We start from the raw sequence: 20,649 nt of genomic DNA on the forward strand, positions 1-20,649 counted from the left end.
ATATTCTTTCAATTCAATCAATAGATTTTAAGCAAATAAAAAAGCATGGAAGAATATCTCTCCCATACTTCACCACACTTTATAACGCTCTTACTTGTTTCAACGGCCAGAAAACAGCTTGTCCTTTTCCGACAATTTCATCTTCTGAAATAAAGCCGAACATGCGACCATCCTTAGAAACTTCACGATTATCCCCTAAAACAAATACTTGGCCTTCTGGCACTTTCGTTTTCCCTGTGATTTGTTCTAACGTAAAGTCTGGAGTTAATACACGGCCTACTGCTTTTTCTTTAAACTGTTTTAAATATGGTTCTTCCATCGCTTTTCCGTTTACATATAAAACATCATTTTTATACTCAACTGTATCGCCTGGCAAACCAATTACTCGTTTTACTAAATCGTATCCTTCTTTTCCGTGGAAGACGATAATATCAAAGCGATCTAATCCACTTATACTATAACCAATCTTATTCACGAGAACTCGTTCGTTATTTTCTAAAGTGGGCATCATCGATTCACCTTGTACTAAAGAAGGTGTAAATAAAACACCGCGAATAATAGCAATTAATACAAGGGTAAACCCTATCGTTTTAGCCCATGAGAATAATTCTTTCTTCGTATTTTCCTTCATCGTTTCTCCTCTTTCTTAAGCACTTATTTTATTATTTCAACTAATTCTTTTACTAAATTAGGATCTATTTCAGAAAAACATGATTTTCCTTCTCTTACCGCTGTACCGACATGCGCCTGCGTGATTCCAGTTTCATCTAGCAATCGCTTTATATTTTCTTTCGTCACGCCAGCTCCAGCTACAAGCTGAATTTGACCATCGCTTACCTTTTGCATTTCTGTAAGCACCGGAATATTCTCTACTATATTTCCTTGTCCACCTGAAGTTAAAACGTGAGTCACTTTATGAAACTTCTTTAAAGTTCTCATCGCTTCTACTGGATTTTCTATATCATCTATCGCACGGTGGTACGTTACATTTATTTCATCTACAACAGATAGTAAGTCCGCTAATTTCTCTTCATCCACTTCATTTCGTTCATTTAATACGCCTAATACTACACCAGCTGCTCCTAACTTCTGTGCAACTATAATATCTTCTTTCATCATTTCAATTTCTTCTTCCGTATATGTAAAAGACTTCGCATGCGGACGAATCATAACATGAATTGGTATACTTACCGCTTCTACCGCTTTTTTTATAAAAGCATAACTCGGTGTTAAACCACCTTCTGTATAAGATGAAATTAATTCAATCCGCTTCCCGCCAGCGCTTTCAATTCGTTTTACATCTTCTAAACATGTTGCAATAACCTCTAGCATGAGATGACCTCTTTTCGTGCTTTTTTCTTATTATAACATTAGTAAAAATAAGAAGCCTAGCTTTCTCCTTTAAAACTTAAAAAAGAAGAATGAAAAGAAAGATTTTTTTATTGGCAACAATTATTGGTAACATCCTATTATTCATGTACACTCCTACCATAATGAAAAAACCCGTCATTTTGACGGACTTTTCTAATTTCAAGCTTTTCTTTCCTCAGTTTTCATATCAATGCCTAATTGATCTTCCAATAACTTTACACCTTTCTTTGTAAGATGGACAGCTCGGTTCTTATCCATTTTCGTAATCCATCCCTGTTCAAAAAGCAGTTTTGCAATTGCAGACCCTAACCAACCAGAAATATGATAACGCCGTTCACTCCAATCAAGGCAAGGTTTTGCAAATACCCTCCTTTTTGTATCTGCCTCATCAACATTTATTCCAAAATTCAGAAACCACCGCTTACCTTGTTCTGTTACAATGTATTCTCCATCCTCTAAAATTATAAATTGCCTATCTAGTAATTTTTCAGTTATCTCTACACCGAGTTTGCCTGCAAGATGATCATAACAAGTTCGAGCATAACGAATTTGTTTTAGTTGACTTGATTGTTTTAAAGAGCGAACTTGAACTGTTGGTGCGATTGTCCCTAACTTTTCAAGCACTTCTGCAACTTCTTGATTAGCAAGTCGATAGTAACGATGTCTACCATGTTGTTCAACTGTAAGTAAATTCCCTTCTACTAATTTAGAAAGATGAGAACTAATTGTTGGATGTGACACTTTTGCCATATAAGCCAATTCACTAGCGGGTAGTGCCTGATTATTCATTAGACAATCTAATATGATTGCTCTTGTAGGTTCAGCAATTAGTTTAGCTATATATGAGATATTCGGATATACATTCATATTTCGATGATACCCTAACTATTAAATTGATACAATTATTTTAAGTTTAATAGTAAAGGAGAATTTATTATGAATGCAATTGATCTTAGTATATTAAATTTGAAAGAAACGAGAAGGCGCTCAGAAAAGTTATGGAATTCTCTTCCTAATAATTTTCTTAATTGGAAGCCTGATCCTGAGGCTATGTCCTTTGGTGAGATGATTCGTCATGTGTGGAGTTCAACTTTTTACTACCATATGATTATAAAAAACAACGGTTCAATAAACGACATATGTATCCCGTATGATGACGAGCCGATTACTTGTGTAAAAAAAGAAATTGAATTGGCACAATCATACTTTACTGACTTCATAGAATATGTTCAATCAATAAGCATAGCCGAGCTAGATTCAAGACTTATTGATAGAAGCGATGTTGGCTATCAACGATATTTAGGCGATATGCTATTACGAATTGCCTATCATGATGCGGTCCATGCAGGTCAATTTTTACAATATTTACGAATGGTTAACTTAGAAAGACCATTAATTTGGGATTAAATACGAAAAATGTTTATACAACCTCCAAACTGGCATTACAATAAGAATTTTTCAACAAGAAACAATCAAAAAACCATGATAATCATTTATATTAAAAACCTACATCTCAACTAAGTACTTCATACACATAAAAAGCACGGGTTTGATTACTAATCAAACCCGTGCTTTCAAAATAACTATAGTATCCATAAACAATAAAATGTAAGCTTTAAAAACTACGACCGAAACGCCGCATCCGCCAACATAGACAATGTTGCATCATCCATCGGTGGATTATGCAGTCCTGCTCTGACGTTTAAATAGTAACGATGGAGCGGATTTTTTTCTGATAAACTTTTTGCCCCTACGATGCGCATCGATTTATCCACTATAGATATCGCCGCATTTGTTACAGCATATTTCACAGCTGCTAATTCTGCTTGCAGTGATAGTTTATCTTCTGCCTCATCGTACTTTTTCGCAATTTGATATAAAAAGACACGAGCTTGCATAAGCTCGAGTTCTAATTCTCCAACTAATCTTCTAACATTCGGCAATAAACTAATAGAATGGTTTAAACTGTTTGGCTTGTATGATTCCGCAAATTGAACTGCATAATTTCTTGCTGATTGTGCAATTCCTAAATAACATGCTGGTATATGTAGCAACCAGCCAACACCCTTTTGTTTTACTTTCCCACCTTTTATATCTGTAAAAAAGCGACTTTCTATCTCTACATTTTGTAAGACAAGGTCGTGGCTAGCAGTCCCTCGCATTGCAACGCTATCCCACGTTTCTTCAATAGATACACCGAGTGTATTTCTTGGAATAACAAACTCACCAACTTCTTCTTGGCCTTCCATACTTGCTGAAATAATAAAATAATCAAGTACTGGCGCCATCGTTGTAAAAGTCTTCCTTCCATTTATAACCCACTTCTCGCCTTGTTGAACCGCTATTGTTTCTGGTTTGCCGCCACGCGTCGGACTCCCTGTTTTCGGTTCTGTTGCTGCCCTGTTAAAGAGCGCACCATTACGTACTTCTTCGCAAAACCATTTGAACATCTCATCATTCCAAGAGCGATTTTCCGCTAGCTCTTTCACAATGCCAAGATGCCAGCCAATCGATAATGCAGTAGCTCCGCAGCCTTCCGCGATTTTCTCTTGAAATAAAACAAAGTCATATAAAGAAATCGCACTACCACCAAATTCCTTCGGTAACGTTAATTTCGTATATCCGATATCTTTCAAATCATTTATATTTTCATACGGAAATGATCCTAATTCACTTAGCTGATGCTCCCTTTCCATGAACTTCGGAATCAATTTATTTATTTGTGCAATAATGAAAGATTGTTCTTCTGTTTCAACAAATGAGAGTGCCATACTATAATCTCCTTTATGTTCGATTCATCAACCGCTCACTTTTTCATTATGATTATATGAAGCTACCTCTCTATTGTTTCACTATTCCGATAAAAATACAATGTTTTTGACTAATAAGAAAAGTTCCTATTTAAGGATAGGTTCTTTTCTTATGTTAATCTCCCTTCAATGCCTTTAATGGCAAAGAGGTTACATATCCAATATACGAGAATAATTCTTTAAAGAAGAATGGAATTTCTGTGTCTAACGTTTTATATGCTGATGTCGGCGTTGGTGAAGCATACGCTTCAATATTAATATGTTTTGCAATTCTCATTGCGCGTTTCATATGAAGTGGATCACTTACAATCGTGTATGTGCGTATTCCGTTCTCTATTCCAACTTGCTTCGCATTTTTTAAATTTTCTTCAGTGAAAAGGGATTTAGTTTCAATTAAAATATCTTCCTCTTTTACACCTTGTTTCATTGCATATACTCTTGCAGTACGTGCTTCCTCAAGTTCTGCTTCGAACTTTGTACCACCTGTAAAAATAATCTTTTTAATATTTCCGTTCTTATATAAAGAAATCGCATGATTAATTCTTTCTTTAAATACAGGAGATGGTTTTCCGTTCCACGAAGCTGCTCCTAGTACGATACCAGCATCCGTTTTCACGTCATCATTTGCTTTAAAACGATAACTCCAAATATCGTAAGCTGCATAACTTACATATAAAATAGCAGAACAAATCATTAGTAAAAATACTTGAAAGATTCGTCTTTTCTTACTCTTCTTATTTTCTTTCATTTGTAATTGCCTCCGTACATCATCCATACTTCTATAAAAAACATTTATATCAAATCGTTTTGTTTGAGTTTATTTAAAAGAAGGAACTTTACTTGTTATTTATGTATAAAAGGGTTTTCATTTAAAATTGAGGATTATCAATTCATTTTCATTTGCGGTTTTCATTACATTTTTTAAATTCATAAGTTTATTACCATACAACTACATTGTAACGAATTTTTTCTCAGAAGGGAACGATGAAACAAAAGGAATTAAAATAAAGTAGCATTTTGTAAGAAAAAAGGTATATTTTTCATATGTCACGAACAATATACCTTTCAAAACACGAATTATAACTTTTCTTTATATAACTCTAATTTTTCTAACAATTGTTCTTTTACGCCTGGCCATTCACTCGAGATAATACTGTACACCACCGCATCTCTCACATAACCATTCGGTAATTTTCTTTCATTTCGAAGCACACCCTCTTTTACTGCTCCTAACCTTTCAATTGCTCGTTGTGCTTTTTCATTTCTTGCATCCGTCTTAATTTGCACTCTCAGCATATGCAGTTTTTCAAAAGCATACTGGAGAAGCATATACTTACACTCTGAATTTATACTCGTACGTTGCACACTCGGATGATACCACGTTTGCCCTAACTCAACTGTCTTATCTTCTACTGAAATATTATATAAACGTGTACTTCCTACAATCTTATTCGACTGTTGATCTACGGTTACGAAAGGTATTTGAGTACCTCTTCCGTAACCTTTTATCGCTTTTTGAACGTATTGTTGCATATCTTGCACACTATCCATTTTAGAGATTAAATACGCCCAAATAGCCCGATTTCCTTCTACAATCGAAAACAAAGTTTCGACATCAGTATTATCCATTAACCGCAACTTTGCTCTTTCGTGAATAATTTCCATTTTTAAGCCCCCTTTGTTGTTACTATATCATAAGAATCAAAAACGTATTATAAGAATAAAAAAATATAACGAAAAGAATTCTTTTCAAATATATTCTTCTCGTATAAGGTAGGAAGACCCATCAGTAACCCTTAAAAAAATAATTTTTTGATAATTTCCAATAAATTCTATATAATGATAAACGGGAGGGGATAAAAAATGCTAGATCAAATTACTTGGGGAACGCCAGGCAGCTTATTATGCTTAGGGTTCTTTTTTGCGGGACTAGGAATCTTCTTAAGAAGCGTTACGTCGTATACGAAAAATAAATAAGAATATCCCGCTTTTAAACAAAAGAAGCCCTCTTTTTACAAACGGCTTCTTTTTTATAACTTTACCTTATTAAAACTTTAAAGCAATAAATAAGCAATCGGCGTAATAATAAGTAACGTTAAAATCGTTCTCTGCACATATAAAATAATAAGTTCAGACACTTTTAACGGAATATCTGTTGATAATATACAAGGAATGGAAGCGGAGAAAAACAAAATAGATGATACGGAAACAACTGCAATGACAAACTTTGTCACAATTGGTGCACTTACTACTAATAATGACGGTAAAAACATTTCTGCAATACCAACTGATGCGGCTTTAGCAGCTAATTCTGCTTCCGGTAATTGTAATAGCCATGTAAATGGATAGAAAATATAACTAATCCAATCAAATATTGGCGTGAACTTCGCTAAGACGATACCAATTAATCCTACTGACATAATAGATGGTAAAATTCCCATCGTCATAATAAATCCATCTTTTAAATTCACTGCAATATTTTTCATAATGCTCGGTGCAGATTTTGATACTTCTAACGCATCTTCCCAAGCACGTTCTAACATTTTCTCTTTATAAACAGGCTCTGGGAACCCTTCTTCTGTTACATATGTATCTGGTTTTCTACTAAGGGGTGGGATTCTTACGGTGATAGCAGTCACGATGAATGTTACAACAAGTGTAGTCCAAAAATAAACATTCCATAAATGCATAATATCTAATGTTTTTGCGATGATGATCATAAATGTAGCGGATACTGTAGAAAATCCTGTAGCGATAATCGCCGCTTCTTTTGTCGTATACTTTCCTTCTTTATACACGCGATTCGTAATAAGGAGAGCAAGCGAATAACTTCCAACGAAGGACGCAACTGCGTCGATTGCCGATCTCCCCGGCGTATTCCATAATGGCCTCATAATCGGCCGACAAAATGTACCGATAAATTCAAGCAATCCATATCCGACTAATAACGCTAAAAACGCCGAGCCAATTGGAACGAGCAAACTTACTGATATGACTAGCTTCTCATACAAAAACGGTCCAACATCTGGCGCAAAGAACCAAGCTGGTCCTACTTTTAAACAATATAATATGCCAAATACAACGCCAACTACTTTTAAAATAGAAAAACAAATGTCTACGATAGATGCATTCCATTTCTTCGTATAAAATGGATAAATCGCACCAATCGCCATAACGAACAATGCATAATAAGGTACTACGCCTGGAACCGAAGCCCTAATCCACGATACGATATGATCAATCATAATAGACGATGCACCGTTTATCGTAACAGGAACGAAAAACATAAACACTCCAACGAGACTAGCAAGTATAAACCGAAGAATAATCCCCTTCTCTCGCCCTGTCTTAATTACATTACTCTTTAATTCAATTTCACTCAAAATTCGACACCTCCTATTATCTAAATATTCTGTATAATTATGTTATATTCCTTCTTTCCATTTCTACTATTTAATCATATGAAAAAGCCTATTTTAAAATAGGCTTTTCTATTACCTCTCATAATCATCCACAATCACTTGAATGATACGATACGATTCTTCTGCTACTTTTTCATTACTATCCCTATTCGTATCATATGTAATTAACGCCTTCCAAAGTGCCCATCCTCTTGCTCTATTCCATGTTTCTTCATTCATACGTAACACTTCTTTAAATACGTTTCTGCTATTCTTATCAAAAAAAGTCCATGCCATCGCTGCATCACAAGCCGGATCCCCTACTCCTAAAATACCAAAATCAATTACGGCACAAAGCTTTCCCTCTTTAACGAGTAAATTCCCCGGTGCTACATCTCCATGAACCCAAACTGGCTTACGGTCCCATGTTGAACTAAGTGCTACATTCCAAAGGTGCTTTAATAATGCCTCGTCAAAAACATCCTTATTATTTTCAATAGCAACTCTCGCCTCTTCATCATATACAGATATAAGTCCGCCTCGGTAAAAATTATGTGTTCCAGCTAAAGGTCCGTTACTCGCATTGATAGATTGCAATTCTACTAAAAAAGATCCTAAGTCCGCCGCAAATTCATTTAAATCCCGAACGTTTTGTTTCGTAACTGTTTCTCCCTCTATCCACTTATTAATAGACCAAGGCAATGGATACGCTTCAGACGGATTTCCTTTCGCAAGTGGGGTAGAAATCGGTAAAGAAAGCCCCTTACTTAATATAGGAAGCCAACTATTTTCTTTCTCTACTTGCGGTGCATATGCCGCATCACTTGGCAATCTTACACTCATCTCATACCCTAAGTGAAACGTCCTATTATCATGCCCACTAAACTTTACAGGTTTCACTTCTAAATGGGCCCATTCGGGAAACTGTTCCTGTATTAACTTTTCAACTAAACTTACGTTAATTGGATGCATTCACATTCTCCTTTTCTTTTGAAACTTACTAAGCCCATCCGTACTTCCAACATATTCAAAACCATTTTTCTTATAAAAATCATTTAACGTACGATTATGCCCCACGCAATCTAACTTCAAATACTCTTTGTCATGTTGCACATTCTCTTCTATCCACTGTAAAATCCATTCTCCAATTCCGTTCCCCTTATACTTCCGTTTCACCGCAAATCTATGAATATATAATGAATTAGAAACTTCCTCTTTACCAAAAATATGTTCATCCCATTCATTTTGTTTAGGAGAAACTGTAATCGTACCAACTATTTCATCTTCTTTCATAACAATATACGTATATTTCTCTCTTATACATTTTAGTATTTCAGCCGTAGCTTCCTCTCCTAAAAGATACTGCCACTGATCCACTTCTTTATATTGTAGCCATTGTGCTACTTCTTTTAATAGAGTAATAATGCTATCGCTTTCCTCTTCAGTAGCAGTTCGAATTGTATATTCTTTAACTGTATTTCTCTCCATATCGCTGTTCCCCTTTCCTATCGCTATCATACTGATAAACGCGTTCTACCGTCATTTTCGTCGGTAACGTATTCAACATAATAACCTTGATTCCTTGCGTTTTCATACATCAATTCAATCTGTTTTTGATCTTTAGCGTAAATTGTGACGTATGTACAATCCGCAACTAGTAAAACTAATTCACACTTACTCTCTTTAAATTCTTCATATGTTTCAATATCTACTACTTCCTCTCCTTTTGAATACGCTTTTAAATCTGCAAAAATAACATAATATATATTGTCTTTAAATAATATTTTCAAATCTGATCCTTCCACTATACTTGGTTCTTCTGGAAATAATGCCTCATCCAATCCACCACGTGCTATTAAGTATGACTCCTCACTCCCTACCCACCAATCATATGAAGAAATATCAATTGGCTTTAACACTTTCCAAAGTAAATTATCATATTCATTTGGAATATCTACTGTAATTCCTCTTTTCATTTATTTGCTCCTAGCTTATTTATTTTCGTTTTCATTTCATACATTATATACCAAATTCAATTACCATATTTTGTCGATATCTATGTAACTTGTATTTCACCGCGAAAAAAAACCGTCCCACTACTTATGAAACGGTTTCTTTATGCTTATTAAGTTTTTCATGCAATTGTTGCACTGCGCTTTAAAATAAATTCTAATATATTCATCACATCAGCCATTTATTCTTAATGCTCACTTCGTCTTCACAAAATAATATAAAAACCACACCGCATGATTTTGTTCATCGGCAGCTATTCTGCGCAATAACTCTTTCATATGTGCATCCGATGCTTCATCTGAAATTTCCAAGTAAAAATCTACTGTCTTCTGTTCATCTTGTATTGCGAATTCTAATCCTTGTAAGTACGTATTTGGACATTCTTCTGTAATTTGTGGTTTAGGCTGCTGACCAGTTAAATTTGTATAGATCTGTACAAAATGATGGAAATGCTTTATTTCATCGTTACGAATTTCAAGAATTTGATTTCGTTCCGCCGCATTTGGAGCCATGTTGGCTAATTTCGCATAGCAACTTATTGCACTAAACTCTCCATTAATTGCTTTCTCAATATCACGAATCAACTTATCATTTTGCCTATACCAATCATAATCATTCGAATTATACATCGTATCCCCTCCATTATTTCACATAACATTTTATGCAATTTGAAATAGCAGGAGCATGTATATAAAAGGAAAACGCAAATCCGAACTCTTCAATTAAAAAACCTATCTATCACTACTTTATTTTCCTATAGAGTAATAATGAATTCAAAAAAAACCGGTTCACTAATAGTGAACCGGTTTTATCTTTTACACATTTCATTTATACACAACTTTAAAATAGGAATAAACAGTTAATACATAATACCCAAAGTAAATTATGCAATATGCACCACTACTAATTAAAATTGGAATAATGATGTTATTTATAGGTATATTGTTAATTATCGGTATCGCAAATAAGCTATGAACAAGTCCGACTATTAGAGGTGAAATAAAACTAAAGCTAACTTGTTTCGAAATTGACTTTCTTACCTCTTTTTTCGTAACACCTATTTTCCGAAGAGTTTCATAATATCTCTGATTAGCATACGCTTCAGATAATTGTTTATAATATATAATTGAACCTGTCGCCAAAACAAATATTCCCCCTAAAAAACTTCCAATAAATAACGCAACTCCATACAGTTGCATAAAATCTCCATTTGTTTCAGATTGCCCTACATAATACCCTGCTGCGACTGTACTAATTGCCGTTAAAGCTGTAGCGCTTAATATAGCAATTGTTGCAAGTAACTTAGCGTTCCCTTTTACTCGGTATAGTAATTGCGAAATGTTTATTATATTTATACCGCTATAAAATATTTCTCTTTTACTTCTAATTTTCTTTAAAACAATAACTGTATAAGAAGTGAATAGAAAATATGTCCCAAAAACAACTAAAAGCAAAATAAAAACTGGAATCATTATAGGATTTATAATAGGGTTCATAGGATCAATGGGATTCCGCACAATATTTACTACTTCACGGAAGAAGCCTGCTAATATATATCCTAATCCCATTAAAATAAGACCTATATACGCCCTAAGTACAGAACCTTTTGGCATCCGTTCTCCTTGATGATTAGCTTGAAACATTTCAATCAATGGAAATTTATAAATAATGCGAGAGTTTTTCCATGCTGTATATAATAAAATAGATAAAAAGACGATGAACGTGTCTATTATTGCTTTTATAGATAACTCAAAATGAATAGGTACATTTAATTTCATTAAACTCATTAGCAGCTCTAAAAATAACTTAAAACTCATACTGCCAATCAGTATGCCAACTACTAAAGCAAAGCCTCCCATTATCATAGTCTCACAAAATAACATCGTACCAATTTGTTTTTTAGTTATTCCTAGTAAAGAATATAATCCTACCTCTTTTTTACGTTTCCTTATAAAAAAATTAGTAGAATAAATAATAAATATGGCTATAAAAATAATGAGAATCACTTTTGAAGATTGAAGAACACTATTAATCATCACATTATTAACCATTTCTTTTTTTATTTGAGTACTATATCGAAGTGATGCAAATATAAAATAGATAAGCATACTTGAAGCTAACGATACAAAATAAAGTATATACTCTTTAAAATTACGCCGTATGTTACGTTGAACTATATCAAATAAATTCATTTATCTGAACCTCCAGGAAATAATTGATGTAAAATATGACAAAGGGCACAGCTAGATAAGGTCACCAGCCAGCCCTCCAGAAATAGAAGACATTACATCAATGACTTTTTGAAAACACCTTACTAAAAAATTACCTTTTCACTTATTCATATCGCAAACACTCAATCGGATCTAATTTAGCCGCTTTATTAGCCGGCAGTATGCCAAAGACAATACCAATTGACATCGATATTCCAACTGAGAGTAATCCAAGACTTACAGAAATAACTAGTGGCCATTCACCTATTGATGAAGCGATCCAAGCAAAAAACATACCTAATCCAAAACCAATCGCCCCGCCTAATGACGTTAAAATACATGCTTCGATGAGAAATTGTGTTAATATTTTTCCTCTCGTTGCACCGAGCGCTTTTCGAATACCTATTTCACGTGTACGCTCTGTAACGGATACTAACATAATATTCATCACACCAATACCACCTACAAGTAAGGAAATCCCAGCAATACTAGCAAATACTATTTTCATCGTTCGTGTTGACTCTTCTATTTTTTGACCATATGCTTTCGTATCCTCCACTGTAAAAGAATGCTCAAATTCTGGGGATTTCAATTCATTCAATACAGATATAGCTTGTTTTTCTACAGCCTCTCGCTCACTTGGAGAAGATAACTTAATTTTCACTGTATCGTATTCCTCAATCCCTGCAATTAAAGATGCATTGTCGATAGATGTATATCCTTCATACAATTTAAATTGACGTTGAAAACCGTCTTCATATTTGTACACCCCGACAACTTTATATGGTTTTCCTTTTATATCTATATACAAATAATCTTTCCAAGTATCAAATAGTGTTTTAAATAAATCTTCAGCTACAATTACAACAGGAATTGGCTTTTTCAGTTCATCCGTTGTTAACTCTCGCCCATGCACCATCTTCATTTTAAAGTCCTGCATAAAGTTTCCTGTTCCCCCATTTAAACTAAAGGAAACATTTTTTGATCCCGTATATACTTTTACGTCCCTATGCACATTGGGATACACATCTTTTACACCTCGTATCACTTGCAATTGCTTTACCATATGTGGTGTAATTTTTGCTTTTTCTGTCGGAAAATCCGGGTTGAAGTATTCTATTTTAAGTTCATCTATATGCTGATTCTCTGCAAGTTCCTTTTGCATCTTTGCAGTCTGTCCATCTCCCATTGAAATAATTGTAATAATTGCACTTATTCCAATAATAATACCTAGCATTGTTAATATAGATCGCATTTTATGCGCAAAAATAGAAGATATGGCCATGCGTATATTTTCATTCGTATTCAAATTTATTCTCTCCAATCTTGTACGATATTGCCGTCACGAATTACAATTTGACGTGCTGCTGCTTCTCCGATTTCACGATCGTGAGTAATCATAATAATCGTTGAACCTTGTTTATTTAATTCGTAAAAGAGCTCCATAATTTGTTCACTCGTTTTCGTATCAAGTGCACCAGTTGGTTCATCGGCTAAAATAAATTTCGGATTATTTACAATTGCACGCGCTACAGCAACACGCTGTTTTTGACCACCTGATAACTCACTTGGAAGATGAGTAGCACGTTCAGCTAACCCAACTTTCGTTAAAGCAGCTAACGAAAGCTCGCGTCTTTCTTTTTTATCAACTCCTGCATAAATAAGAGGTAATTCTACATTTTGAAGGGCTGTAAGCCTTGGTAGTAACATGAAATTTTGGAATACAAAGCCGATTTCTTTATTACGTACGTGTGCAAGTTCTGTTTCAGACATAGTTGAAATGTTTTGACCAGCTAGCTCATACGTACCTGCAGTTGGTTTATCTAAACAACCGATAATGTTCATTAAGGTTGACTTACCAGAACCTGATGGTCCCATAATGGAAGTGAATTCCCCCTGATTCAGTATTACATCGATTCCATGTAATATTTGGACGGACTCTGTACCGTTTTGAAAAGATTTCGTGATGTCTTTTAAATGAATCATTTTGTGTTAACCTCCATACCATCTTTTACATTTTTCATAGGTTCAGAGATAATTTGTACACCTTTTTTCACTCCAGAAACTTTTGCTTCATGATCCGTTTCAAATTCAACCGTAACTACTTGTTCTTTCGCTTTTCCATCTTTGACAACGAATACAACATCTTTGTCACCTTTTTTCACCATACTGCTTTTCGGAACGATTGTACCTGTTGCTTCGCCTGTTTTATTTGTCACGTTTACGTGGAAACCGTTTTGTAATCCTTCACTCTCGTTTAATGTAACAGTGAATGGATAGCTAGAAACTCTTTTGTTTTCATCCATATTCTTTACTGGTGTAGATCCGATTTCTGTAACTTTTCCTGACCACGTCTTACCAGATACAGTTTTTGATGAAACTATTACTTCTTGTCCAACTTTCACACTCGCAAGCTCATATTCAGACAGTTGACCTTTTACTTTAAATGGACCAGCGTGACGAAGCGTAATCCCACTCATTCCAGCATCATTATTTTTGACGATGTCATCAATTACACCATCAGCCGGGCTCGTTACTGAAAGTGTGTTTACTTTCTCTTTTGCTGCTTTAATCATTTCATCAGCTTTTTCTACTTCAAACCTTTTCATTTCAATTTGTGATTCTAATTGTTGTACTTCGATTTCTGATGCTTTTAACGTTCCCTCAGGAAGACCAGCGTTTTTATCTTTTTTTAATTTCTGCTTCGCTGCATCCATTTGTTTCTGATGCAATGTTACTTCTTTTTGCGCAATTTTCTTTTGCATTTCCGCTTCTGTTACACCTTGTTTAGTAATTGGGTCATTATATTTAAAAAGAAGTTGCCCTTTTTTTATTTCATCACCTTTTTTAACAGCTATTTCATACGTACCTTTTGTTGGATCGAATGAAATTGTTTCTATACCATTTGGGATAACCTCTCCGCCTAATTTTTGCTCCTCCTCTATTTGTTTTTCTGTCACTTCATATGTTTTATAAGTTTCAACTGGTTCAGATTCTCCTGCAAATGTCATATACGACCCTACTCCTAAACCAATTGTGACCATACCAACGATGACTAGTTTTTTTGCTTTCTTCATATCATAATATCCTCACTTTTTCATGTGTTTTACTTTTAGAAACTGTACGTCCTTTTCTTTAATAATTTTTGAACGTTTTTGAAAATGATATATAAAGCCTCGTACATACTATGTACAATATAAAAAGCCCCACTTTTTCATTACCAGTTCCTCCTTGACCTAACATACGTATAGGATAGAAAAAACTAATTAAATAAAAAGTGGGGTAAACATTAAATTTTTATTAAATTCTTGAACTCTCTTCTTTTGGCAATCTTACTTCAAATATTGTTCTAATTACATTACTTTCTGCTGAAATCGTTCCATTATGCTGTTCAACAATATTTTTTGCAATAAATAACCCAAGGCCTGTACCACCTTGTTGCCCTGTTCTTGCTTTATCACCTGTATAAAGCATGTCAAAAAGATAGGGCAAATCTTCTTCTGGAATGCTATCTCCGTAATTAATAATTTGTATGATAACCTCTCCATTTTCAATATATCCATTCATATCAATAAATTGGCCAGTATCTCCGTATCTAACCGCATTTGTTACAAGATTTTCAAATACTCGAGCTAACAAATTCCCGTCACCATAAATATATAAATGAGGATTAACATTCAACCTAGCTTCTAAATGATGTTTCTCCAATAATGGATATAATTCCTCATCTAATTGTATAAGCAATTCACTTATATTAATTGTTTTTTTATCTAACTTTAGCACGCCATAGTTCATTCGCGTAATTTCAAATAACTCATCAATTAAACTTTCAAGTCGCTGCGATTTCGCAAATGCAATCATAGAAAAATGTTTAATTTGCTCCTTCGATAAACTCTCATCTTTAAGAATTAAATCTAAATAACCTAAAACAGACGTTAAAGGCGTTCTTAAGTCATGAGCTAAATTAACAACGAGCTGATCTTTACTACTTTCTGCAAAGTCACCTCTCTCAACAGCCTCTTTTAGTTTTTCACTCGCTATATTTATTTCACGCGCAATCTCGCCAAATTCATCATTTGAAGTAATATGAACTCTCTTTGTAAAATCACCGTTAGCAAGATGGTGAATACCGTTAGAAATTTCATTAAAATATTTTAAGTATGGTTTTGTTAAAAAGAAAAAGAATACAACAGATAGTGGGATAAAACACATTAAAAAGAATTTAATATCTACAATTGGTCTAAATTGAGCTAAATAATCTTCGTAACGTACCATCGTTCTATAATAAAGCTGTAATACTTTATAAATTATATATGTTCCACCAGCTGCTAATACCATGCTTAGCGCAAACAAGGCAATCATTTTAAAACGAAAACTTCTCATCATGTTAGCCATTGAACGTATAACCTACCCCCCATACCGTTTTTATTAACTTATCCTTTCTTGTATCCTCCCCAATTTTTTTTCGTAAAGTACGAATATGTACCGCAACCGTACTTCCACCATCGTAATAATCACCCGTCCACACTTGCTGAAAAATGTGTTCCACACTGTACACTTTCTTCGGATGACTCGCTAATAAATATAAAATATCAAACTCTTTTGGAGTTAATTCAATTTGTTCGCCATATACATTTACCTTTCGTTGATCAAGATTAATAGCCACTCCGCTTGTTTCTAAAACGGATTTCTTCTCCTCTACTTTCGGTTGATTTAACGTAAGAAATCTGCGTAATTGTGCATTTACACGTGCAACTAATTCAATTGGTGAAAAAGGCTTTGTCATATAATCATCCGCACCTAGTACAAGACCTGTCACCTTATCAAAATCAGATGTTTTCGCGCTTAGGAAAATGATTGGCATATTATGTTTGATACGAATTTGTCTTGCTACTTCATAACCATCTATTTTTGGCATCATAATATCTAAAATAACTAAATCAATTGGTTGCGATTGAATGATAAGAACTGCTTCTTCTCCATCAGTAGCTTTCACAACATGATAACCTTCTTTTTCTAAATGTATCCCAATTAACTCCGCAATTTCCACCTCATCATCCGCTATTAATATTGAAATCTGCTTCATTTTACTCTTCCTCTCATTCCTTTTTCATACGTTCAATTTTAAACTAGTCTATTTGTTTATCCCCTCTTCAAAGAGCTTTATTATGAAATCCTTACTTTTTAAAAATAATCTTGAGTACTATATTTCTTTATGCATTTATTTTTGCATGTTTATATTTTGTTAACTTTGCAACACCCTCTACGATTTCACGTTGTGTGGTAGAAAATGCAGAAAAACTAACAAAATTAAAGCATATCAGAGATAATCATTATATAGTACAACAGGTTTTTCAGGAGGATTTCTACATCCCAAGCCTAGCTAAGGGACAGTTAGTTCAACAAACAACTAACTCCCTTTTCATTATATCAATATATTTTGTACACTTACATGTATTTCAACATAAAAAACTGCTCCACTACTAGTGAAACGGTTTTTCCTTTATTAATTTTTATGCATTCACTTCAGTTTTTTGTTCCTTTACTCCACTACGTTTGAAAGCAGTCGCTAAAATAATCATCATACTTACTGCACCAATCCAAACGAGCACAGTAAGAGGTGTACTCCAGCTTAATCCTTTTCCGAAGAAGAATATTTCTCTAAGCCCTTCAATCATAAATCGCATTGGCAACCATGCGTACACCCAGTCTTGATAAAATGGTAACAACATTTCCGGTGCTAACGATAATAACGGTGCCCCGAAGAATAGTAAGAGAGCGAATACACCGATTCCCTTTAGTCCAACTAATGAAAGTACCGCCGATATCATTAAGAAGAAACTAAAGGATGTAATAGATAGAAACAGTGCCGTATCTGTGAAGTTCGAAATATTTACCCCTACCATACCATCCGCGATCCATGTAAGACCGAACCCAATGACAAATATGGCATCTGCTCATATTGGTGTGATTCAGCAATGGCTAAATAACGGGCAAAAAGAAACACCAGAGGAAATTGCTCACTTTTTATCAACAATCGCAGTTCATGGGCCTTTTTATGCAGCTGGCTTAAAGAAATAATTTAGCTATATAATAAAAGAACATCCACTATAATAGCGGATGTTCTTTTATTTCATTACAACACTTCAATATACCCTTCTGTTCCATGTACCCGAATTCGTTGTCCGTCTTTTATTAAATTCGTAGCATTCTCTACTCCAACAACTGCCGGTAATCCATATTCACGTGCAATTACTGCTCCGTGCGTCATAAGTCCGCCAACTTCAGTGACTAACCCTTTTATAGACACAAACAATGGTGTCCAGCCCGGATCAGTAAAAGCTGTAACTAATATGTCGCCCTCTTCTAAATTCGCTTCTTCCATGTTTAAAATAACGCGAGCTCTCCCCTCAATCACTCCTGAAGAAACAGGCAAACCTACAATCGCATCATCTGGGAGGTTTTCTCGTTTATATTTACCTGTAATGATTTCTCCATCAGACGTCATTATACGAGGAGGCATTAGTTTTTCATATAATTTGTAATCATTTTTTTGTTTTTGGATAAGCTCATAATCTAGTTTATTCGTGCGAACTACTTCGTGAAGTTCTTCAAAAGTTAAATAGTATATATCATCAACTTCATGAATGACACCGCTCTGCACAAGTTGCTCAGCTTCTTTCAGTAACGCTTGCTTATATATGAAATAACGATTAATCATACCGTATTTTGGATATTCACGATAGCCGATAAAATTACGGATATTACGAATCATTCGCTTCGTTTCTTCTACTTTTTGTTTTCCACCCGGTAAGTGCTGTAATCGATTTACTAACTCTTCTTCTTTTTTTAAAGCTTCTTGCAGTCCTTCTTCAAATTTCCGCTTACTCGCACCATATTCAAAATCTCTTATATTATTTAAAATCATCGGGATAATTGTAGTTGGCTTTTCACTCCAGCGCGTTTTCGTAATGTCGATTTCTCCGCTACATCTCATTCCGTATTTATTTAGAAAAGTTAGAATGGCATCTCGAGCTTCTTCTCCACCTTTAAACTGAACTATTTCATCCAAAAAGTTCTCATTTTCTACATGTTGTAAATACGTAATAACTTCTGGATATGACCGAATCACATCAGCGACATCCATTAATGCTAAACCCATTTCAGATGTAATATTATTTTGTACCGATTGAGAAAGCGTGTCTGCTGCATTTTTTTCGCCTAGCCATTGCTCCATTTTTTCATTCATCCATGCTGAAGCATTCATTCCTGCCATAATAACAGCGATACTTTGCGGGTTAAATAATACTTTTTTTAATTGCTGGATGTCTTCCAAAATAAAATTAAGTACATCCACCCCTGATTTCATTTGCATGTTTCGTTTTAACTCTTTGATTGATGCTTCACTATTCTGTATTAAATTCGTAACGATTGCCGGATTATTTTCGATTTCTGGTTGCGAATTTGCAAGTTGCTTATTTTTACTAACAATCTTTTCTTTTTCATCATCCGGCAACAATGTAATAAAATTATCTCGCTCGATTATAGTCGTTAATGCATCTCTTACGAGTGGATCTGATTTTCCTAAAGTGTTTATTAAGTAATTTCTGCTAGCAGGTGAAGCTAATTGTTGCGTAGCATCAACAAACAGCCGTCCTCCCGCTTTACGCATAGGAGCATTAGTCGTTAACAGGAAAAAAGATAACCCAAGTGGTTTCATCGCATCAGTCATCATTTGTTGATGGCCAACTGATATATATACATGATTTCCCCCATCATTTTCTTCAGGAATTGGATATAAAGTCGTAATGGGGCGACTTTGGACAATATAAAATGTATTATGGGCTAAACACCATTCAATATCTTGCGGACAACCAAAATAAGCTTCAATCTGTCTTCCGATACTTGCTAGTTGTAAAATTTGTTGTTCAGACAATGTTTGAAGTTTTTGCTGATTAGGAGCAATTTTCTTTCTCTCTGTTCCGCCTTCTTTTCGTCCATAGATGGCTAATTTTTTCGTTGCGATGACCTTTTCGACGATTTCATCTTCTTTTACCTTATAATTATCGGCAGAAACCAATCCAGATACTAGCGCCTCGCCAAGTCCAAAGCTGGCATCGATTGACAACACCTTCCTATTCGAAGTAATCGGATCCGCAGTAAATAAAATCCCTGAAGCCTCAGGGAAAACCATTTTTTGAATGACAACACATATAGAAACTTGATTATGTTCAAAACCATTTTGCATGCGGTACGTAACTGCTCGCTCTGTAAATAAAGACGCCCAGCACTTTCTTACATGCTGTAAAATCGCTTCTTCTCCAATAATATTTAAATACGTATCTTGTTGACCTGCAAATGAAGCATACGGTAAATCTTCAGCCGTAGCACTCGAACGCACGGCATACGCATGTTCATTTCCAAAACGCGAGAGATAATGAGCTACTGCTTCCACTACATCAGTAGGGATTTCTACTGCCATAATGACTTCTCTAATCTTCTTACTCATTTCACCAATTTGAGCACGCTCTTCCATTTTCAACTTTGTTAGCTGCTGCAACAAAGTTTGAAGCTCTTCATTTTGCTCGATAGCCTTTTCATATCCTACCGTTGTAACACAAAAACCTTCGGGTACTTGTATACCTTGAATGTTTGTTAACTCCCCTAAATTCAATCCTTTTCCACCGACGAGAAAAAGCTGCGTTTTTTCTATTTCCTGAAAATCGAGAACGAAAGAACTCATGTAACATCTCTCCTTACTTTGCATGTGTACTTGATTGTAACAGTAGTAAATGAGAAGAAACAGTCTATTTCGAACTTGATTTACATGATATAATTAAGTTA

19 protein-coding genes and 2 pseudogenes are annotated in these 20,649 nt (G+C 34.7%); 2 read left to right on the forward strand and 19 right to left on the reverse strand.

Annotated features, from left to right (window positions below; genetic code table 11):
* Positions 1–79: 79 nt before the first annotated feature.
* From lepB to EBQ15_RS08045, 3 genes are all read right to left on the reverse strand, one after another.
* Positions 80–631: a signal peptidase I gene (gene lepB / locus EBQ15_RS08035; RefSeq protein ID WP_000662490.1), complete on the reverse strand. Its 552-nt coding sequence runs from the start codon at positions 629–631 to the stop codon at positions 80–82.
* Between the two features lie 23 nt (positions 632–654).
* Positions 655–1,332: a copper homeostasis protein CutC gene (locus EBQ15_RS08040; RefSeq protein ID WP_000895108.1), complete on the reverse strand. Its 678-nt coding sequence runs from the start codon at positions 1,330–1,332 to the stop codon at positions 655–657.
* 198 nt (positions 1,333–1,530) lie between these two features.
* Positions 1,531–2,238 (reverse strand): ArsR/SmtB family transcription factor, encoded by a 708-nt coding sequence (locus tag EBQ15_RS08045; protein WP_001103811.1) that lies wholly within the window; start codon positions 2,236–2,238, stop codon positions 1,531–1,533.
* Between the two features lie 69 nt (positions 2,239–2,307).
* Here EBQ15_RS08045 and EBQ15_RS08050 point away from each other — a divergent pair, with 69 nt between their 5' ends.
* On the forward strand, positions 2,308–2,778 hold the full coding sequence (locus EBQ15_RS08050; RefSeq protein ID WP_000991281.1) for a DinB family protein: 471 nt from the start codon (positions 2,308–2,310) through the stop codon (positions 2,776–2,778).
* A 215-nt stretch (positions 2,779–2,993) separates the two neighbouring features.
* Here the strand turns inward: EBQ15_RS08050 and EBQ15_RS08055 are convergent, their stop codons facing one another.
* The 15 genes and pseudogenes from EBQ15_RS08055 to EBQ15_RS08125 all read right to left on the reverse strand — a co-directional run.
* On the reverse strand, positions 2,994–4,142 hold the full coding sequence (locus EBQ15_RS08055; protein ID WP_001218341.1) for an acyl-CoA dehydrogenase family protein: 1,149 nt from the start codon (positions 4,140–4,142) through the stop codon (positions 2,994–2,996).
* A 154-nt stretch (positions 4,143–4,296) separates the two neighbouring features.
* Positions 4,297–4,929: a YdcF family protein gene (locus EBQ15_RS08060; RefSeq protein WP_000662216.1), complete on the reverse strand. Its 633-nt coding sequence runs from the start codon at positions 4,927–4,929 to the stop codon at positions 4,297–4,299.
* Between the two features lie 329 nt (positions 4,930–5,258).
* Positions 5,259–5,846 (reverse strand): GNAT family N-acetyltransferase, encoded by a 588-nt coding sequence (locus tag EBQ15_RS08065; RefSeq protein ID WP_000402581.1) that lies wholly within the window; start codon positions 5,844–5,846, stop codon positions 5,259–5,261.
* Positions 5,847–6,235: 389 nt separating this feature from the next.
* Positions 6,236–7,564, reverse strand: coding sequence for a YjiH family protein (locus tag EBQ15_RS08070; protein WP_001289419.1), 1,329 nt, complete (start codon positions 7,562–7,564; stop codon positions 6,236–6,238).
* A gap of 111 nt (positions 7,565–7,675) precedes the next feature.
* Positions 7,676–8,554, reverse strand: coding sequence for an aminoglycoside phosphotransferase family protein (locus EBQ15_RS08075; protein ID WP_000553371.1), 879 nt, complete (start codon positions 8,552–8,554; stop codon positions 7,676–7,678).
* Positions 8,555–9,070: a GNAT family N-acetyltransferase gene (locus EBQ15_RS08080; RefSeq protein WP_000440852.1), complete on the reverse strand. Its 516-nt coding sequence runs from the start codon at positions 9,068–9,070 to the stop codon at positions 8,555–8,557.
* 26 nt (positions 9,071–9,096) lie between these two features.
* A complete protein-coding gene (locus tag EBQ15_RS08085) occupies positions 9,097–9,558 on the reverse strand; it encodes a DUF2691 family protein (RefSeq protein WP_000820206.1) in 462 nt (153 codons plus the stop codon).
* Positions 9,559–9,789: 231 nt separating this feature from the next.
* Positions 9,790–10,224 carry a ferritin-like domain-containing protein gene (locus tag EBQ15_RS08090; protein ID WP_000282808.1) on the reverse strand — a complete coding sequence of 145 codons (435 nt, stop codon included), beginning with the start codon at positions 10,222–10,224 and terminating at the stop codon, positions 9,790–9,792.
* A gap of 195 nt (positions 10,225–10,419) precedes the next feature.
* Positions 10,420–11,787 (reverse strand): FtsX-like permease family protein, encoded by a 1,368-nt coding sequence (locus EBQ15_RS08095; protein ID WP_001047870.1) that lies wholly within the window; start codon positions 11,785–11,787, stop codon positions 10,420–10,422.
* A gap of 142 nt (positions 11,788–11,929) precedes the next feature.
* A complete protein-coding gene (locus tag EBQ15_RS08100) occupies positions 11,930–13,114 on the reverse strand; it encodes an ABC transporter permease (RefSeq protein WP_001095283.1) in 1,185 nt (394 codons plus the stop codon).
* A 2-nt stretch (positions 13,115–13,116) separates the two neighbouring features.
* Positions 13,117–13,791 (reverse strand): ABC transporter ATP-binding protein, encoded by a 675-nt coding sequence (locus tag EBQ15_RS08105; RefSeq protein WP_000581539.1) that lies wholly within the window; start codon positions 13,789–13,791, stop codon positions 13,117–13,119.
* Positions 13,788–14,882, reverse strand: a complete 1,095-nt coding sequence (locus EBQ15_RS08110; RefSeq protein ID WP_000709395.1) for an efflux RND transporter periplasmic adaptor subunit — start codon at positions 14,880–14,882, stop codon at positions 13,788–13,790. Before EBQ15_RS08110 ends, EBQ15_RS08105 begins: the two co-directional genes overlap by 4 nt.
* A 223-nt stretch (positions 14,883–15,105) precedes the next feature.
* Positions 15,106–16,200 carry a HAMP domain-containing sensor histidine kinase gene (locus EBQ15_RS08115; protein WP_000002612.1) on the reverse strand — a complete coding sequence of 365 codons (1,095 nt, stop codon included), beginning with the start codon at positions 16,198–16,200 and terminating at the stop codon, positions 15,106–15,108.
* Positions 16,193–16,891, reverse strand: a complete 699-nt coding sequence (locus tag EBQ15_RS08120) for a response regulator transcription factor (protein WP_000809865.1) — start codon at positions 16,889–16,891, stop codon at positions 16,193–16,195. The genes EBQ15_RS08115 and EBQ15_RS08120 overlap by 8 nt, the downstream gene beginning before the upstream one ends.
* Positions 16,892–17,318: 427 nt before the next feature.
* A pseudogene (locus EBQ15_RS08125) lies at positions 17,319–17,762 on the reverse strand (ABC-2 transporter permease); the annotation flags it as partial.
* Between EBQ15_RS08125 and EBQ15_RS08130 the strand changes: the two are divergent.
* Positions 17,752–17,886: pseudogene (locus tag EBQ15_RS08130) on the forward strand (TetR-like C-terminal domain-containing protein); the annotation flags it as partial. The pseudogenes EBQ15_RS08125 and EBQ15_RS08130 sit on opposite strands and share 11 nt — an antisense overlap.
* Before the next feature lie 55 nt (positions 17,887–17,941).
* Here the strand turns inward: EBQ15_RS08130 and ppsA are convergent.
* Positions 17,942–20,548 (reverse strand): phosphoenolpyruvate synthase, encoded by a 2,607-nt coding sequence (ppsA, locus tag EBQ15_RS08135; protein ID WP_000094188.1) that lies wholly within the window; start codon positions 20,546–20,548, stop codon positions 17,942–17,944.
* Positions 20,549–20,649 lie beyond the last annotated feature (101 nt).

This window comes from Bacillus sp. 2D03 (assembly GCF_003946765.1).
Classification (GTDB): domain Bacteria; phylum Bacillota; class Bacilli; order Bacillales; family Bacillaceae_G; genus Bacillus_A; species Bacillus_A cereus.